This is a genomic window from Massilicoli timonensis (assembly GCF_900199515.1).
GTDB lineage: Bacteria > Bacillota_I > Bacilli_A > Erysipelotrichales > Erysipelotrichaceae > Massilicoli > Massilicoli timonensis.
This window is the reverse complement of sequence record NZ_LT963432.1, coordinates 23809-39403: the sequence shown is the minus strand read 5'-3', so window position 1 is coordinate 39403 and position 15595 is coordinate 23809. Positions and strand designations below refer to the sequence as shown.

Here is a 15595-nt window from a genome sequence, read left to right as displayed (position 1 = left end):
ACATGCCAGTTAGATTGTGCTAACCTATACATTAGTTTTAACTAACTGGAGAGTGAAAAGATGATCAACCGAAGATTGATAAAAGAGGCAGGGGATTCCCTGCGCTATGTAAAGTATCATGTGGGATGTCAGTGGATCATGCTCGTGATGAATGTGGGCATGATGGGGATCTTCGCATGGATGCTGGAACGATTATATAAAAGAGAACTGACAGCAGCAGCGCTTGCCATCAGTGTTTTGGTATTTGGCATATTGCTTTTGGTACGCTATTTCGGCAATGTTTTGCTGATGAAATACAGTGAACTGGCTGCCCGAGATGTGAAAGAAAAACTGCGCATCAAGATCATGGAGAAGCTGTTTCGCTTAGGCAGCGCTTATCATGAAAAGGTTGCGACCAGTGAAATCGTACAGGTGAGCGTAGAAGGCATCACTCAGCTGGAAACGTATTTTGGCATGTATCTGCCGCAGTTTTTTTACAGTATGCTGGCGCCGCTTACTTTATTTGGCGCATTGGCCTTTTTATCATGGCAGGCAGCGCTGGTATTGCTGATTTGTGTACCGCTCATTCCGCTGTCGATCGTTGTCGTACAAAAGCTGGCAAAGCGGCTTTTAGCCAAATACTGGGGACAATACACGACGATGGGCGATCATTTTCTGGAAAATCTGCAGGGAATGACGACCTTGAAGATCTATGAGGCAGATGCACGAAAGCAGCAGCAGATGAAAGAAGAGGCGGAAACTTTTCGCAGGGTAACGATGCGGGTACTGATCATGCAGCTTAATTCCATTACGATCATGGATATCGTGGCGTTTGGCGGAGCGGCGATCGGCATGTTGTGCGCGCTGTATCAGTACCAAAGCGGACAGCTTTCCATCAGTGCGGCGATCTTATTCTTTCTGGTATCGGCCGAGTTTTTTCTGCCGATGCGCACGCTTGGCTCTTATTTCCATATTGCGATGAACGGCATGGCAGCGTCAGATCGCATGTTTGCCCTGTTAGATCTGCAAGAAGGAGAAGATGGAGAACAGGATATCGCGGAAGCAAAGGAATTGGTAATGGAGCATGTTTCCTTTGCTTATGAGAAAGAAGTGCCGATCTTAGAAGATGTATCGCTGGTGTTACAAAAAGGCAAAAGCGTGGCGGTCGTTGGCGAGAGCGGCAGTGGGAAAAGTACGATTGCCTCTTTGCTTATGGGCAAGCGCAGCGCTGATCAGGGCTTGATCAAACTGAATGATATCCCATTGGCAAAGATCAAACAGGCAGCGTTTTATCGACAGGTTACCCTGGTGTCACACAACAGCTATCTGTTTGCGGGAAGTGTACGGGAAAACCTGCTGGCAGCCGATCCTGATGCCGATGATGCAAAGCTGTGGGAAGTGTTAAAACAGGTGGATCTGGATGCTTTTATCCGATCTCAGGGCGGTTTGTCGTTTGTACTGCGGGAAAAGGGAGGCAATCTCTCCGGCGGGCAGTGTCAGCGTCTTGCCTTGGCCAGAGCGCTGTTGCATAACAGTAGCATTTACCTGTTTGATGAAGCTACTTCTAATATTGATGTGGAAAGTGAAACCATCATCAATGAACAGATCAAGGCATTGTCGAAGCAAAAAACGACCTTGATCATTTCTCACCGTCTGGCAAATGTACAGGAATGTGATGTGATCCATGTGTTGGAAAAAGGGCGGATCAAAGAAAGCGGCACGCACGAAGAATTATTAGCCAAAGCGGGATTATATGCCAAGATGTGGCATACCCAGCAGTATTTAGAGAAAGGAGCGTATCTAAATGAAGCGAAGCAATGTTAAGATCATGCGCGGATTATTGCGGTTTATGAATGGAATGTACGGTTATATGAGCTTAGCGATCCTGTTAGGTGTGATCGGTTTTCTCTGTTCGATCCTTTTAACGCTGTGGGCGTCGATGATGCTGCTGACACTTCTTGGTTTTTCCTTCTCCCTTAGCTTTACGATATGCAGCGTACTGCTTTTGGTGATGGCATTTGTGCGCGGATTCTTGCGCTATGGGGAGCAGGCATGCAATCACTATATCGCTTTCCATCTGTTGGCACAAATACGAGAACAAGTGTTTGCGGCCCTTCGCAAGCTTTGTCCGGCGAAGCTGGAAGGGAAAGGAAAAGGCGATCTGATTGCGGTGATCACGGCAGATATCGAGCTGTTAGAAGTATTTTATGCGCATACCCTTTCACCGATCGCCATTGCTTTCTTTGTTTCTTTGGTATTGGTCATCCTCTTTTACCAGTTTCATCCGCTGTTTGCCTTATGGGCGTTTGCTTCCTATGTCATCGTCGGTATCGTTTTGCCGATGCGGATCTCAAAAATGACGAAAGACATCGGCATGCGGCAGCGGCAGGCAAGCGGGGCGCTTTCTTCTTTTGTGCTGGATCGTTTGAGAGGGCTGCAGGAAGTGCTGCAGTATCAGCAGCAACAGCCTTTGCTATGGACATTGAAGGAGCGTTTTGTTGAGCTGAACGCCTTAGATGAACAATTCAAAAAAGCAAGCGGCAAAGCGATGGGCATGACGAATGTCTGCATCATGGCGCTTTCTATGGGCATCTTTGTGCTCGGTGCTTATCTGTATGAGCAGCAGATCGTTTCTTTTGCACAGGTGCTGCTTGCCTTTATCCTGCTGTTTTCTTCCTTTGGCCCGGTAGTCGCTTTGGCGAATCTGGGAACGACGCTTCAGCAGACCTTCGCGGCGGGCGAGCGGGTCTTATCGCTGTTAGAGGAAACGCCGCAGGTGGAAGAAGTACACGCCGGCAAGTGGGTCAGCGGCAGCGAGATGCAGGTCGATCACATTTGTTTTGCTTATGAAGAGGAAATGATCTTAAAGGATGTATCGCTGCAAGTTCCTTTCGGTAAAACGATCGGACTATATGGACGCAGCGGATGCGGGAAATCGACGCTGTTAAAGCTGCTGATGCGTTTTTGGGATGTCGAACAGGGCAAGATCCTATTAGGCGATGTCGATGTAAAAAAGATCAATACCAAGGCACTGCGTCAAAAGCAATCCTATATGACGCAGGAAACGCATTTGTTTCATGATACGCTGTTTGAAAACATCCGCATTGCCAAAGCAGATGCAACTGCTGAAGAAGTGATCGCCGCCTGTAAAAAAGCACATATCCATGAACATATCTGTTCTTTGCCAAAGGGCTATGATACGATGGCAAGCGAACTGGGTGATTCTTTATCCGGCGGAGAAAAACAGCGGATCGGTTTAGCAAGAGCATTTTTACATGATGCGCCGCTTTTGTTTCTGGATGAACCGACCAGCAACTTAGACAGTCTGAATGAAGCAAAGATCTTACTTGCCTTAGCACAGGATGAACAAAAGCGCAGCGTTGTATTAGTATCCCATCGTGCTTCTACGATGAAGCTGGCCGATACGATCATCAATGTAGAAAAAGGCTGGAAGCCATGCGAGCAGTAAGCAAAAAAAGGGCAAAAGAAAAAAAGGTGGTCGCCCAGATGATCCGTATTTACTGTAACGATCACCACCGGGAAAAGGGCTTGTGTGAGGATTGTGAAGAACTGCTTGCTTATGCGCATCGGCGCATTGATCTTTGTCCTTTTATGGAAAGCAAGACTTTTTGTTCAAACTGCCGGGTCCACTGCTATGAGAAAACAAAACGGGAACAGATCAAAGCCATCATGCGTTACAGCGGTCCGCGGATGCTGCTTCACCACCCGCTGATGGCAGTGCACCACGTGATTTCCTCAATACAAGAAAAAAGAAGATTGGAGCGAGAAAAATGAAGTATATTTATCTGATGGTCGGCTGTATCAGCTTTGCCCTTGGAACGGCAGGGGCGTTTCTGCCGATCTTGCCGACAGTGCCATTCTATCTGTTGGCGATGTTTTGCTTTTCTAAAAGCAGCGAACGCCTGCGTCAAAAACTGGAAAACAGTGCGCTTTATCAGAAATATGTCAAAGCGGCAGTGAAGGGGAAAGGCATGAGCAGACGCACGAAGATCAAAGCGATGGCGACCGTTACCCTTTTGATGAGCATCGGTTTTGTCATGATGCATCAGGTATTGCTTGCGCAGATCGTACTGGTGCTGATCTATGTTGCCCATGCATATTTTATCTTGTGGCGGGTACGCACGATCCAAGAATGATGCTACGCAGTCGAAGGACTGCTTTTTTATAAGATAAAAACGTCTGCCGTTTAGACAGACGTCAGTGTGTTTGCTTCAAATAAGCGTCGTTTAATGCTTGTATCGCTTCCTTGCTTGGATCGATGTAAATGGTTTGATAACTGCTTAATGCGACCAAACCGTTTTTTGCGCCTTTGATCCGCTTTAAGGTCCTGATCTTCGTATAGTTGATCGGTACGCTGGAAGAATAGCGCCCCTTGGAATACCATGCCGCCAACAGTGCCGCGCTGCGCAGCAGTGATTCGCTCAGTGTTTCACATTTGATGACGACATGGGCGCCATGCAGATCTTTGGCATGCAGCCAGTAATCTTCTTTATGGGCGAGCGTCCATGTCAGGTATTCGTTTTGCAGATTGTTTTTGCCGACATAGATCGTGCCATCTTCACATACATACGTGTCAAAATGAGGAACACTTGCTTTTTTGCGGCGGCGGATCTGCTGCTTCTTTTGTGGGAGATAGCCCAGTGCTGCCAGTTCACTGCGAATTTCCTCGGCATCTTCGATCGCTGCCTGTGAAAGCTGCAGCTCGATCCTTTCAAAATAGCGGATCTCTTTTTCGCAGAGGTCGATCTGTTCCTCTACGATGCTTTGCGCACGCTTGTGCTTGTGATATTTTTGATAGTATTTATTCGCATTGCCCTTGGCATCCAGCTTCGGATCCAATGGGATCCTGATTGGTTCACCGGTTTCAAAGGAAGGCAGCTGCACCTGATCAACGCGCCTAATTTGATGCTGATAGGAAAAAAGCAGGTCGCCGTAGATGCGGTACTGATCACAATCCAGCGCCTCTTTACGGGTTTCCTCCAGCTTCGGCAGTTTTTGCCGGTTTTTATGCAATTCTTTTTTTACCAGTCGAAACAGATCGCCTGCCTGCTGCTTGATCCGTACTTTTTCTTCCTGATCATGATAGAGCAGATCAAGGCCTTTCATGATCGGATACGCGTAAGCCGGCTTCTGTAAATGGGTCAAAGGAATGACATGGAAAAAAGTTTGTTCCTCAATATCGGTGAAATAAAGCTGATCGCTTTTTTTGATCTCTGATAGGATGCTGCCAAAATCCTGTTTGTTTTGCATACGATATTCCACCTCGCTTGCGAGAAGCGGAGAAAAGCCGGAAAACTGTTTGACCAAAGAACGCTGAACGTCGATCTGCGTCGCCTGAAACGGATCGCTTTTTTCCTTTTGCTTTTCCACCGGTACAAACAATGCCTGCGGCAGGATCAGTCGTTTGCTGTTTTCAAAAGGGGGAATGCGCTTTAAGGCGTCGATGATCTTGCCGTCTTCATCGACCAAGATCAGATTCGCGTATTTTCCCATCAGTTCGATCATGAGCGTGATGCTGCGCCGATCGCCCAATTCATTATGCGTTTCCACCTGCATTTTCAAGATGCGATCCAGTCCCTCCTGCTCACAGGATAAAATGATGCCGCCGTCAATATGCTTGCGCAGCACCATTAAAAAATTATTGGGGATCTCTAAAGTCGTATAAGATAATTGCGTCAGGTTGATGCGGTTATATACACTGTGCGCCGAGATCAGCAGCCGTCTGTTTTGATGATTGCTGCGGAGCGTAAATAAAAACTCACAGTCCGAGAGCTGCTGGATCTTATTGATCTTAGCCGGCAGCATGCTTTTTAACTGCTGATTGATCTGATGCAGGATCACACCGTCTAATGCCATAAAAACACCTCATTTCAGGGCAATATTATAGCACAGGATAGTGGATTCGCACAATTTTCAATCACAAATGAAACAATTTCATCAAGATGGGCTTCAATTAGGAAAACGAATATGGGAATATTTATGAAAAAACTTTTGACAAGCATGATAGGGAACGGTAAAATAATTAAAAAAGCGGGGTGCAATATGATGAAGAAAGGATTACTGATCGTACTTTCCGGTCCCAGCGGTGTCGGCAAGGGAACCGTCAGACAGTATTTTATGCAAAATGAGGAATTGAACCTTGTATATTCCACTTCTATGACAACGCGTCAGCCAAGAGCAGGAGAAGTAGAGGGAATCGATTATTTCTTTACTGACAAGGCGCATTTTGAACAGGCGATCGAAAACGGCGAACTGCTGGAATGGGCAGAGTTTGTCGGCAATTACTACGGCACGCCGCTAAAGGAAGTAGAGCGTTTGCGCGAAGCGGGGAAAAATGTGATCCTGGAAATTGAAGTACAGGGCTGCACGCAGGTCAAGGAGAAATGTCCGGATGCCGTTACGATCTTTATGATTCCGCCGAGCATGGAAGAACTGGAAAACCGTATCCGCGGCAGACGCAGTGAACCGGAGGAGATCATTCAACAGCGTTTGGCAAAGGCCCAGCGGGAAATGAAGATGGTGAAAGACTATAAATATGTTGTATGCAACGACGATCCGCAGTTAGCTGCCGATGTGATCGCTTTGATCATCAAACGCAATATGTAAAGACGATTCACTTCGTCTTTTTTTGTTTTACAGGCAGAAAAAAGGCACATCATAACGATATGCCGGTTATCCCTTTTTGTTTCATACGCATCCAGTTTTAATTAGCTGAATCTCCTTCGATAGTGAGAACGCGCTGCTTCCATGATCCAATGATAACGCTCTTCTAATACGCTTTTATAAAACTGTCTGCGTATTTGCGAAACATCGGGAAGGGAATCGATCAATGCATGGATCATATGAAAATCCACACGTTCCATAAACTTCAATAACGCTTTCGTACAGCCCGCATAGGCATGAGAAGCGATGAATGACGCATAGTTGATGTCTTTGCCCCGGTGGGTCATCACCGAATGGGTAGATAAGACATACAGCTTCATCTGCAATGGGGAAGCAAGCAGCTCCTCGATCTGTGCTTCACTGAGATTGAAATCCATAGAAGAAGCACAGTCATAGATCGGCGCCGGCTTCACTTCATCGGTGCGGCTGTTTTTTAAGATGCCCCAGTTTTCATTGTAGCGATCGACATTGCCAAAGAACGCATCTAAGATGAACTGATCCCAGAAATATTCTTCTAAAATGTGCGGTTCGATCAGCGACTGGTGCTTTAAGGCAGTCAAAATATCGTCAATATCCACGCTTTTGCCTGAATACTTGCAGTCATTGACCGCATTCTTGATATGGCTGAATTCTTCTAATTCATATTCATCATCGGTAAAATCCTTGCAGGCAACCGCTACTTTGGCGCCATATGTGCCTAAGATCGTTTCCTGTACGTCATAGCCTAATGCATGTATGATCATGCAGCACAGATGCTCGGCATAGATCTGATTGATGTATTGATCCTGATTGGCAGAGCGGTTGAAGACAGTCCTTGGCGTTTTTACCATATACAATGTATCGTTATAGATAATTGCATTTTTCGGCAGTGAGCCGCCGTACGCTTTCCATACGCTTTGACATTTTGTAAAATCCATAACTCATTCCTCCTGTTATCATAAAAACGATTGACTGTCTGTCGATTGGCTTTCTACCAATATACTATATAGGATACACAAAAATGAGCGGGCAATCAAGGAAAAATGTAAAATTTGCATCTTTTTTTGAAAGAAATGTGCAAATTATTTGAAAGTGTTTGATGTAGAGCGGTTTTCGTTTGGTTTACTTGCGCCGGGAATTTTAGTATAATAAGCGATGGAAAGCGAGCGTGAAGAGATGAAACTGGCACATGTCTATCTGGAATATCAGACGTTATCCTTAAATCATACCTTTACTTATGACTGCCAAGATCTGCCGGTGGAAAGAGGGATGCGGGTCAAGGTGCCTTTTGGGAATCGTTTGAGCGTCGGTTTTGTCGATCACGTGGAAGAAGTGGAACGCTATGAAGGGCGCTATCAGCTAAAGGCGGTCTATGAAGTGCTGGATGAGAAACCGCTTATTAACGAGGAATTGTTCGCTTTGGCAAAGCAGATGTCTTATCACTATGTCGCACCGATGATTTCCTGTTTTCAGGCGATGCTGCCAAGTAAGATCAAGCCGCGTTCGCATAAGGACAAGGTCGTATTTGAAACATGGATCGAATACGTGATGCACAAGCGCAATCCGACCAAACGGCAGCTGGAAGTGCTGGATGAGATGAAAGTATTGCAGTCGATCTCAAAGCGGGAATTTTTGATGTTATATAAAAGTGTGGGCACCAGACTGATCAAGGAAGGCTGCTTTCGGGAGCTGCTGTGTGAAAAGGAAGCGCTGCTGCAGGGAGAACGGCTGGATGTCAAAAAAAAGCTGAGCGCTGCGCAGGAAAAGGCGTTTGCGGAAATCAAAGCGGCGAAGCAGGATGTGGTCTTGCTGCACGGCATGACGGGCAGCGGCAAGACGGAACTGTATCTGCAGTTGGCACAGGAAGTGGTAGAAGCGGGGGAAACGGTTTTATTGCTGGTACCGGAGATCGCTTTGACTCCGCAGATGGTCAAGCGGGTCACGATGCGTTTTGGTGCGGATGTGGCGATCTATCATTCAGGGCTGTCTCCTCAGCAGAAATATGAACAGTATCAGCTGGTGGCAAAGGGCCGCGTACATATCGTGGTCGGTACCAGAAGCGCGGTTTTCATGCCGTTTGCGAAGCTGGGATTGATCGTTATGGATGAAGAACATGATAATAGTTATAAGCAAGATCAATCGCCGCGTTACCATTGTCGGGATGTGGCGCTGTGGCGTGGGCGCTATCATCACTGCAAAGTGCTTTTGGGCAGTGCGACGCCTTCTTTGGAATCGTATGCGCGTGCTTATAAGCAGGTGTATGGCTTGGTAAGCTTAAAAGAGCGGATCAACAAGCAAATGCCAAAGATCGATCTGGTCGATATGAAAGGCAGTATGCGAAAGGGCGCCCATCATTTGATCGCACCGGCGCTGAAAGAAGCGATCGAACAGTGTGTCATGCGCAAGGAACAGGTCATTTTGCTTCTGAATCGGCGCGGGCATACCCCGATCTTGCGCTGTGGGGAGTGCGGAGAAGTCCTGCATTGTCCGCACTGTGACAGTGCGATGGCGTATCATAAGCAAAAGCAGGTCTTAAAATGCCATATTTGCGATACGATGACGGCTGTGCCGACAGCTTGCCCAAACTGTCATGCGACACAGAGCTTTGAATACATCGGCTATGGCACCCAGCGCATGGAAGAAGCGCTGTTATCTTTACTGCCGGGCATTCGCGTGCTGCGGATGGATCGAGATACGACCACGCAAAAAGACGCGCATGAGCGTTTGTTGGAACAGTTTGAAAATCAGGAATACGATATTTTATTAGGCACGCAGATGATCGCCAAGGGACTGGATTTTGAAAATGTAACGCTGGTCGGCATCCTGAATGCGGATGCGGGCTTGGCAAGAAGCGATTATGCCTGTGTGGAGGAAACCTTTGATCTGCTTTATCAGGCATGTGGTCGCAGCGGCCGCGGGGCCAAGGCGGGTCGGGTGATGATGCAGGTGTTTGATACGGAGCATTATGCGGTGCGCTGTGCGATGCTGCAGGATTATGAACAGTTTTTCTATCATGAGATGCGCTATCGTCATTTAGCCGGTTATCCGCCTTATCGCTATTTGAGCAGCGTGGTGCTGCATCATGCCCAAAGCGATGTGGCGCGTGAGGAGAGTGAACGGCTGCTGGCACAGTTTCAGGGCCGAAAGGATATTTTGTTTTTAGGAGTGAGCGAATTGGGAAAACGGATGGATCGTTTTCGTTTTCGGATCTTGATGAAGAGCAAGGATCAGGATCGCATGATTCAGCTGTTGCATGAGATGTATGCGTATCATGCTTCCGCAAAGATGCGTACAAAGATCGAATTAGACAGTGAAACGGTGGGATCGTAAATGAAGAGAAAAGGAATTTTTGCGGCTTATGGAGCTGCGCTTGCTCTGCTTGCACTGGCCAGCGTCTATGATTTGTTTCTTTCTGAGCGGCTTTATGCACCAAACTGTCTATTCGCATGGGTCCTTGAGCATTATGCGTCGGTGGTCGCCTATGGCTGCTATGCGTTTATGATGGCGGTACTGGCTAAGGGCAGGCATCGTTTCTTCCTGCTTGGGGTCTTTGGCTTCGGCGCGCTTTGTGTGCAGTCCTTTTTTGGCATTTATGGTCTTAGGTCATGGCTGTTAGGGATTGCTTTCTATGGCGTACTGGTGTTTTTCGCTTTATACAGTGCGCATCGAATGAGCCAAGCAAAGTGTGAAGCGTGGTGTAAATGGATCCTTTTTTATGCGAAGCTGATGTTGGTTAGCTATGGGATCGTGCTGCTCATAAAGCTTGGCTGGCAGCGGGTGCGGTTTCGTCAGATCGATGCGCAGCATCCTTTTCAATGCTGGTGGCTGCCGCAGCTTGCGGGAACGGCGTATGCGTCCTTTCCCAGCGCCCATACCGCGCTCACATCCTCGCTGCTGGCATGCTTCATCAAAGATGTATGGAAAAAGCGCCGCATTTCGATCGGCAAGGCGATAACGGTGTTTGGGGCGATCGCTTTGATGGGACTTAGCAGGATCATCATGGGCGCGCATTATTTAAGTGATGTATGCGTTGCTTTTTTGATCAGTTTCAGCGTCTATGTATGGCTGGAGCGAAAGGAAAAGCGCAAATACGGTATATGGGAAGGCAGGTGGAAGCATGGACGTTAGAGAAATTGCTTGGCAGGTATTGAATCAGGTTTGTCTGGAAAAGGAGTATGCGAATCTCGCTTTGCGCAAAGTGAAGTTACAGGGAGCGGATATGGCGTTTGTGACGCAGGTGGTCTATGGCACGTTACAGCATTATCGCTATGTTCGTTATTTATGGGAAGGCTTGGTAAAAAGCAAACCAAAGAGCAAGATCGCGGTGCTGTTGGATATGAGCGTGTACCAGCTGATGTTTTTGCATACGCCGACTTATGCGATCATCCATGAAGCGGTCGATCTTGCTAAACAGGTGTATCAGGGGCGCTATGCGAAGCTTGTCAATGCGCTGCTGCATCAGGTAGAGCTATCCCCGCGCGCACTGCCGCAAGAAGAAACGGCGCGTTTGGCGATCGAAACCTCCCATCCCGACTGGCTGTTGGCGATGTGGAAAGCCCAGTATGGAGCGGAAATCATGAAACAGATCGCTTATCATGATATTGCTGAAGGCAAGACCTGGATCCGCTGCAATACCTTGGTCAACAGCTTAGAAGAACTGGAAGCGGCAATGCCCGGACGACTGGAAAAAGCACCGTTGCCACAGGCTTATGCATATTTAGGCAAGCAGTTGTTGCAGGAACCATGCTTTAGAAACGGCGGCTTTGCGATCGGCGATCTTTCCAGTCAGATGGTCGCCGGCTACCTTGATCCCAAACCACATGAAACCATTTTGGATGTGTGCAGCGCGCCGGGCGGGAAAGCCTGTCATATGGCGGCGCTTATGGAAAATAAAGGCAAGATCATCGCCTGCGATCTGCATGCGCATCGGGTAAAGCTCATTGAGGAAGGAGCAAAACGCCTGCATGTTTCTATCATTGAAACCAAGGTCTTAGATGCCTTACAAGCACAGACGTACTTTTCTCATACATCGTTTGACCGCATCTTATGTGATGTGCCATGCAGCGGTTATGGTGTTTTGCAGGGGAAAAGCGATATTAAATATCATATGCAAAGCAGCGATATGGACGCGATCATCAAGACACAGGAAGCGATACTGGAAAGCGTCTGGCCGTTAGTAAAGGTGCATGGCGTCTTGGTGTATTCGACCTGCACGCTCAATAAGAAAGAAAACGAGAAGCAGATCGCGGCTTTTTTAAGCCGTCATCCGCAGTTTCAATTAGAAAAAGAGCAGACGATCTTTCCTTTTATCTATAACAGCGACGGTTTTTATATGGCAAAGCTGTGCCGCATCGCATAAGTATTACCTCGATCCGAAAAAGTTCTGTGGGCGCAAAAGCAGGACTTTTTTATTTTTACGGCTTCGCTATCCCTATTTTGTGTGAGTTGTGGTAAAATATCTAAAGGTGATGCTATGCAAAGTTTATATGACTTTAATTATGAACAGTTAGGCGAATATGCCCTTGCACAGGGCTGGAAGAAATATCGCGGACATCAGCTGTTTCAGTGGATGTACCGCAAACGGATCAAAGACATCGACGAGATGAGCGATCAGAAAAAAGAGATCCGCACCTTTTTGAAAGAACGGTTTTGTTTATCGCCGCTGACCTTAAAAGACAAGCAAGTGTCGAAAGACGGCACGACGAAATATTTGTTCGAGCTGGCCGATGGATCGTTAGTGGAAAGCGTTTTGATGCTGTATGATTACGGCCGCAGCATTTGTGTTACTTCACAGGTCGGCTGCAATATGGGCTGTGCCTTTTGCGCCAGCGGCCTGTTAAAGAAAAAGCGGGATCTCAGCAGCGGGGAAATGGTGGCACAGGTCATGTATGTGCAGCAAGATCTCGATGCGCTGCAGGAACGGCTCTCGCATATCGTCGTCATGGGGACCGGGGAACCCTTTGACAACTATGATAACGTCATGAATTTCTTGGCAACGGTCAATGATGATCGGGGACTGGCGATCGGTGCAAGACACATTACGATTTCCACATGCGGCGTCGTGCCGAAGATCTATGCCTTTGCCAAAGCGCATACACAGTATAATCTGGCGATCTCTCTGCATGCGCCAAACGATGCACTGAGAGATACGCTCATGCCGATCAATCGGGCATATCCTTTGAACGAACTGATGAAAGCGGTGCGCTGCTATGGGGAAGAAAACAATCGGCGGCTGACATTTGAGTATATTTTATTAAAGGGGGTCAATGATCAGCCTCAGCATGCCAAACAGCTGGCAGAACTGTTAAAGGGCGTCCATGCCTATGTCAATCTGATTCCTTACAATGCGGTGGATGAGCATGGCTATCAGGGAGTGAGCCGCAATGAAGCGATGCGCTTTTACGACGCTTTGATGAAAATGGGCGTGCGCTGTACCATCCGCAAAGAGCATGGCGGCGATATTGATGCGGCATGCGGACAGCTGCGGGCAAAACATATGAAAGTACAAGGAGTGAAGCAATGAAAGCTTATGGAGCAAGCGATATCGGATTAAAACGGGAACAAAATGAAGATCACATTTACTATGCCTATAATGAAGCGCATTATTTTTTAGGTTTGGTGTGCGATGGGATCGGCGGACAAAATGCGGGCGATGTTGCCAGCAAGATCGCTGTCGATATTTTCAAACATGCGTTTCAGCATGCCGATGCGCTGCATGATGATGAAAGTGTAAGAAAATGGCTGAAAAAGCAGATTCAGACAGCCAATGACGAGATCTTTGCGATCGCTTCCGGAAGCTATGAATACAAAGGGATGGGAACGACGATCTCCGGGGTGCTGATCACCTCTAAGGAATCCGCTTATCTGTTTAATGCGGGTGATTCACGGGTCTATGGTCTGTATGATCAGCTGGTCTTGCTAAGCGAGGATCACTCCTTTGTCAATGATTTGATCAAGCGCGGAGAGATCAGCGAGGAAGATGCACTCACGCATCCGAAACGCAATATGCTTACAAATGCGCTGGGGATCTGGGACGATGTGAAAATGGATCTGAACCGTATCAATCCCGCTTATCGGGCACTGATGATCACCAGTGATGGTGTGCATGACTATGTGCCTTTGGCGATCATGCAGGATGTGGTGGCAGATGGCCGTTTGGGAACGAAGGAAAAAGTAGAGCGGCTGATCGCTTTGGCGAATCGGGCGGGCGGTTATGACAACAGCAGCGTCGTATTGGTGGAGAAAGAGGTGCCTTATGAATAAAATGTTGGCACAGCGTTATATGATCGTATCCGCCCTTGGGGAAGGCGGCATGGCAGATGTTTATTTGGGCATCGATACGATCTTGAACCGGGAAGTGGCGATCAAGATCTTGCGTGGCGAACTGGCCAATGATCCGATCACGCTGCTGCGTTTTCAGCGGGAAGCCGGTGCCGCCAGCAAACTCAGCCATCCCAATGTCGTAGAAGTGTACGATGTGGGAGAAAGCGAGGGGCGCCATTACATCGTCATGGAATATGTGAGAGGTAGGACCTTGAAGCAGCTGATCTCACAAAGAGGCGCACTGCATAAAGAAGAAGCGGTCGAAATCATGAAGCAGCTGGTTTCCGCAATCAGCGCGGCGCATGAAAACAACATCATACATCGTGATATCAAACCGCAAAATGTATTGGTAAAAGATGATGGAACTGTGAAGATCACCGACTTCGGCATCGCTTTGGCAAATGATGCGGTACAGCTGACATCCAGTGATTCGGTACTTGGCAGTGCGCATTATCTTGCACCGGAAACGACCCGCGGCGAACCGGCGACCAATCAGATCGACATTTATGCGCTGGGAATCGTCTTTTATGAACTGTTATGCGGCGATGTGCCTTTTCATGGAGAGAATCCGGTGCAGATCGCGATGAAGCATCTGCATGAAGAAATGCCGAGCATCAAGGAATTTAATCCGACACTGCCGCAGTCGATCGAAAATATTATTATCAAGGCGACTGCCAAAAATAAAGCAATGCGTTATAAAAGTGCGAAAAGCATGTTGGCAGATCTGGAGAAATGCCTGCTTCCGCAGTATCAAAATGTGGCAAAGCTGACTTTCGATCAGCCAAGCACCGAACCGACGCGGGTCATGAATGCGGAAAAAGAACGCGTGCGGGAAGTGGAACAAAGTGAGGATGACGGCCATAAAAAGAAAACGATCATCGCTGTGCTGGTATTTCTTTTATCCGCGATCGCCCTTTTGGCGGTGCTGTATTTCGGCGGCATTCTCGATTCGATCTTACCGGCCAAGATGATCACGGTCGTTGATGTGAGCAATCAACAGAAAGATGATGCGATCACACGTTTGGAAAAAGCCGGTTTTGTCATCGGCAAGATCGACTATGAATTAAGCGAGGATATTGAAAAGGGCTATGTGATCGAAACATCGCCCGCAGCCGAAAAAGAAGCCAAAAAAGGATCCAGCGTGGATCTGGTCGTATCGAAAGGACTTTATTATATTGCCAAGAATTATGCCGGGGAATCGATCGATGCGGTAAAAGCGGAATTAGAAGAAGCGGGCGTAAGCGTCAAGATCGTTATCAACCAAGTGCCTTCCGCAAAACCAAAGGGCACAATATTGAAACAGAGCGGCTGGGAAAAAGGCGATCGGATCGATCCGGAGAAGGGCGGCACTTTGGCGTTTGAGGTGGCGGATTATCCACAGTTTACCATTGATGCGTCTTTGAAAGGAATGCCGATCGAAGAAGCGGCGGAAAAATTGCGTGCACAGGGCGCCAAGGTCATTACTTCGCGTAAATCGACATTGGAGCTCAGTGAAGAGGAATTAGCAGCGATCGAAACGGGTGTTGTAGTAGAAAGCGATCCGGCGATCGGTACGCTTTATACACAGGATGAAAGCAGTGTCATCACGCTGTTTTACTACTAGTGAAGCAAAAGCACGCATAAAGTGAGG

The 15595-nt window shown here is 47.6% G+C and carries 13 protein-coding genes; 11 read left to right on the top strand and 2 right to left on the bottom strand.

What is annotated here, in order from left to right; all coding sequences use genetic code 11:
* The first annotated feature begins 60 nt into the window (after positions 1–60).
* The 4 genes from C1712_RS00185 to C1712_RS00170 are packed head-to-tail and all read left to right on the top strand — an operon-like array spanning position 61 to position 4136.
* The gene (locus tag C1712_RS00185; RefSeq protein ID WP_102265759.1) at positions 61–1803 is read left to right on the top strand and encodes an ABC transporter ATP-binding protein/permease; all 1743 of its coding nucleotides are present in this window, start codon (positions 61–63) and stop codon (positions 1801–1803) included.
* Positions 1784–3448, top strand: coding sequence for an amino acid ABC transporter ATP-binding/permease protein (locus tag C1712_RS00180; protein ID WP_102265758.1), 1665 nt, complete (start codon positions 1784–1786; stop codon positions 3446–3448). Before C1712_RS00185 ends, C1712_RS00180 begins: the two co-directional genes overlap by 20 nt.
* A complete protein-coding gene (locus C1712_RS00175; RefSeq protein ID WP_102265757.1) occupies positions 3436–3774 on the top strand; it encodes a nitrous oxide-stimulated promoter family protein in 339 nt (112 codons plus the stop codon). Before C1712_RS00180 ends, C1712_RS00175 begins: the two co-directional genes overlap by 13 nt.
* Positions 3771–4136 (top strand): YbaN family protein, encoded by a 366-nt coding sequence (locus C1712_RS00170; protein ID WP_102265756.1) that lies wholly within the window; start codon positions 3771–3773, stop codon positions 4134–4136. The genes C1712_RS00175 and C1712_RS00170 overlap by 4 nt, the downstream gene beginning before the upstream one ends.
* Positions 4137–4197: 61 nt before the next feature.
* Here C1712_RS00170 and C1712_RS00165 read toward each other — a convergent pair whose 3' ends face one another.
* The gene (locus C1712_RS00165) at positions 4198–5856 is read right to left on the bottom strand and encodes an Rqc2 family fibronectin-binding protein (RefSeq protein ID WP_102265755.1); all 1659 of its coding nucleotides are present in this window, start codon (positions 5854–5856) and stop codon (positions 4198–4200) included.
* 189 nt (positions 5857–6045) lie between these two features.
* Here C1712_RS00165 and gmk point away from each other — a divergent pair, with 189 nt between their 5' ends.
* Positions 6046–6606 carry a guanylate kinase gene (gmk, locus tag C1712_RS00160; protein ID WP_102265859.1) on the top strand — a complete coding sequence of 187 codons (561 nt, stop codon included), beginning with the start codon at positions 6046–6048 and terminating at the stop codon, positions 6604–6606.
* 101 nt (positions 6607–6707) lie between these two features.
* Here the strand turns inward: gmk and C1712_RS00155 are convergent, their stop codons facing one another.
* Positions 6708–7580: a HipA domain-containing protein gene (locus C1712_RS00155; protein ID WP_102265754.1), complete on the bottom strand. Its 873-nt coding sequence runs from the start codon at positions 7578–7580 to the stop codon at positions 6708–6710.
* Positions 7581–7818: 238 nt separating this feature from the next.
* Here C1712_RS00155 and priA point away from each other — a divergent pair, with 238 nt between their 5' ends.
* From priA to pknB, 6 genes are all read left to right on the top strand, one after another.
* The gene (gene priA, locus C1712_RS00150) at positions 7819–9972 is read left to right on the top strand and encodes a replication restart helicase PriA (protein ID WP_102265857.1); all 2154 of its coding nucleotides are present in this window, start codon (positions 7819–7821) and stop codon (positions 9970–9972) included.
* Positions 9973–10770, top strand: a complete 798-nt coding sequence (locus C1712_RS00145) for a phosphatase PAP2 family protein (RefSeq protein WP_102265753.1) — start codon at positions 9973–9975, stop codon at positions 10768–10770. It abuts the gene before it with no gap.
* Positions 10760–12001, top strand: coding sequence for a 16S rRNA (cytosine(967)-C(5))-methyltransferase RsmB (gene rsmB, locus C1712_RS00140; RefSeq protein ID WP_102265752.1), 1242 nt, complete (start codon positions 10760–10762; stop codon positions 11999–12001). Before C1712_RS00145 ends, rsmB begins: the two co-directional genes overlap by 11 nt.
* A 114-nt stretch (positions 12002–12115) precedes the next feature.
* A complete protein-coding gene (gene rlmN / locus C1712_RS00135; protein ID WP_102265751.1) occupies positions 12116–13165 on the top strand; it encodes a dual-specificity RNA methyltransferase RlmN in 1050 nt (349 codons plus the stop codon).
* On the top strand, positions 13162–13905 hold the full coding sequence (locus C1712_RS00130; RefSeq protein WP_102265750.1) for a protein phosphatase 2C domain-containing protein: 744 nt from the start codon (positions 13162–13164) through the stop codon (positions 13903–13905). The genes rlmN and C1712_RS00130 overlap by 4 nt, the downstream gene beginning before the upstream one ends.
* A complete protein-coding gene (pknB, locus tag C1712_RS00125; protein WP_102265749.1) occupies positions 13898–15568 on the top strand; it encodes a Stk1 family PASTA domain-containing Ser/Thr kinase in 1671 nt (556 codons plus the stop codon). Before C1712_RS00130 ends, pknB begins: the two co-directional genes overlap by 8 nt.
* Positions 15569–15595 lie beyond the last annotated feature (27 nt).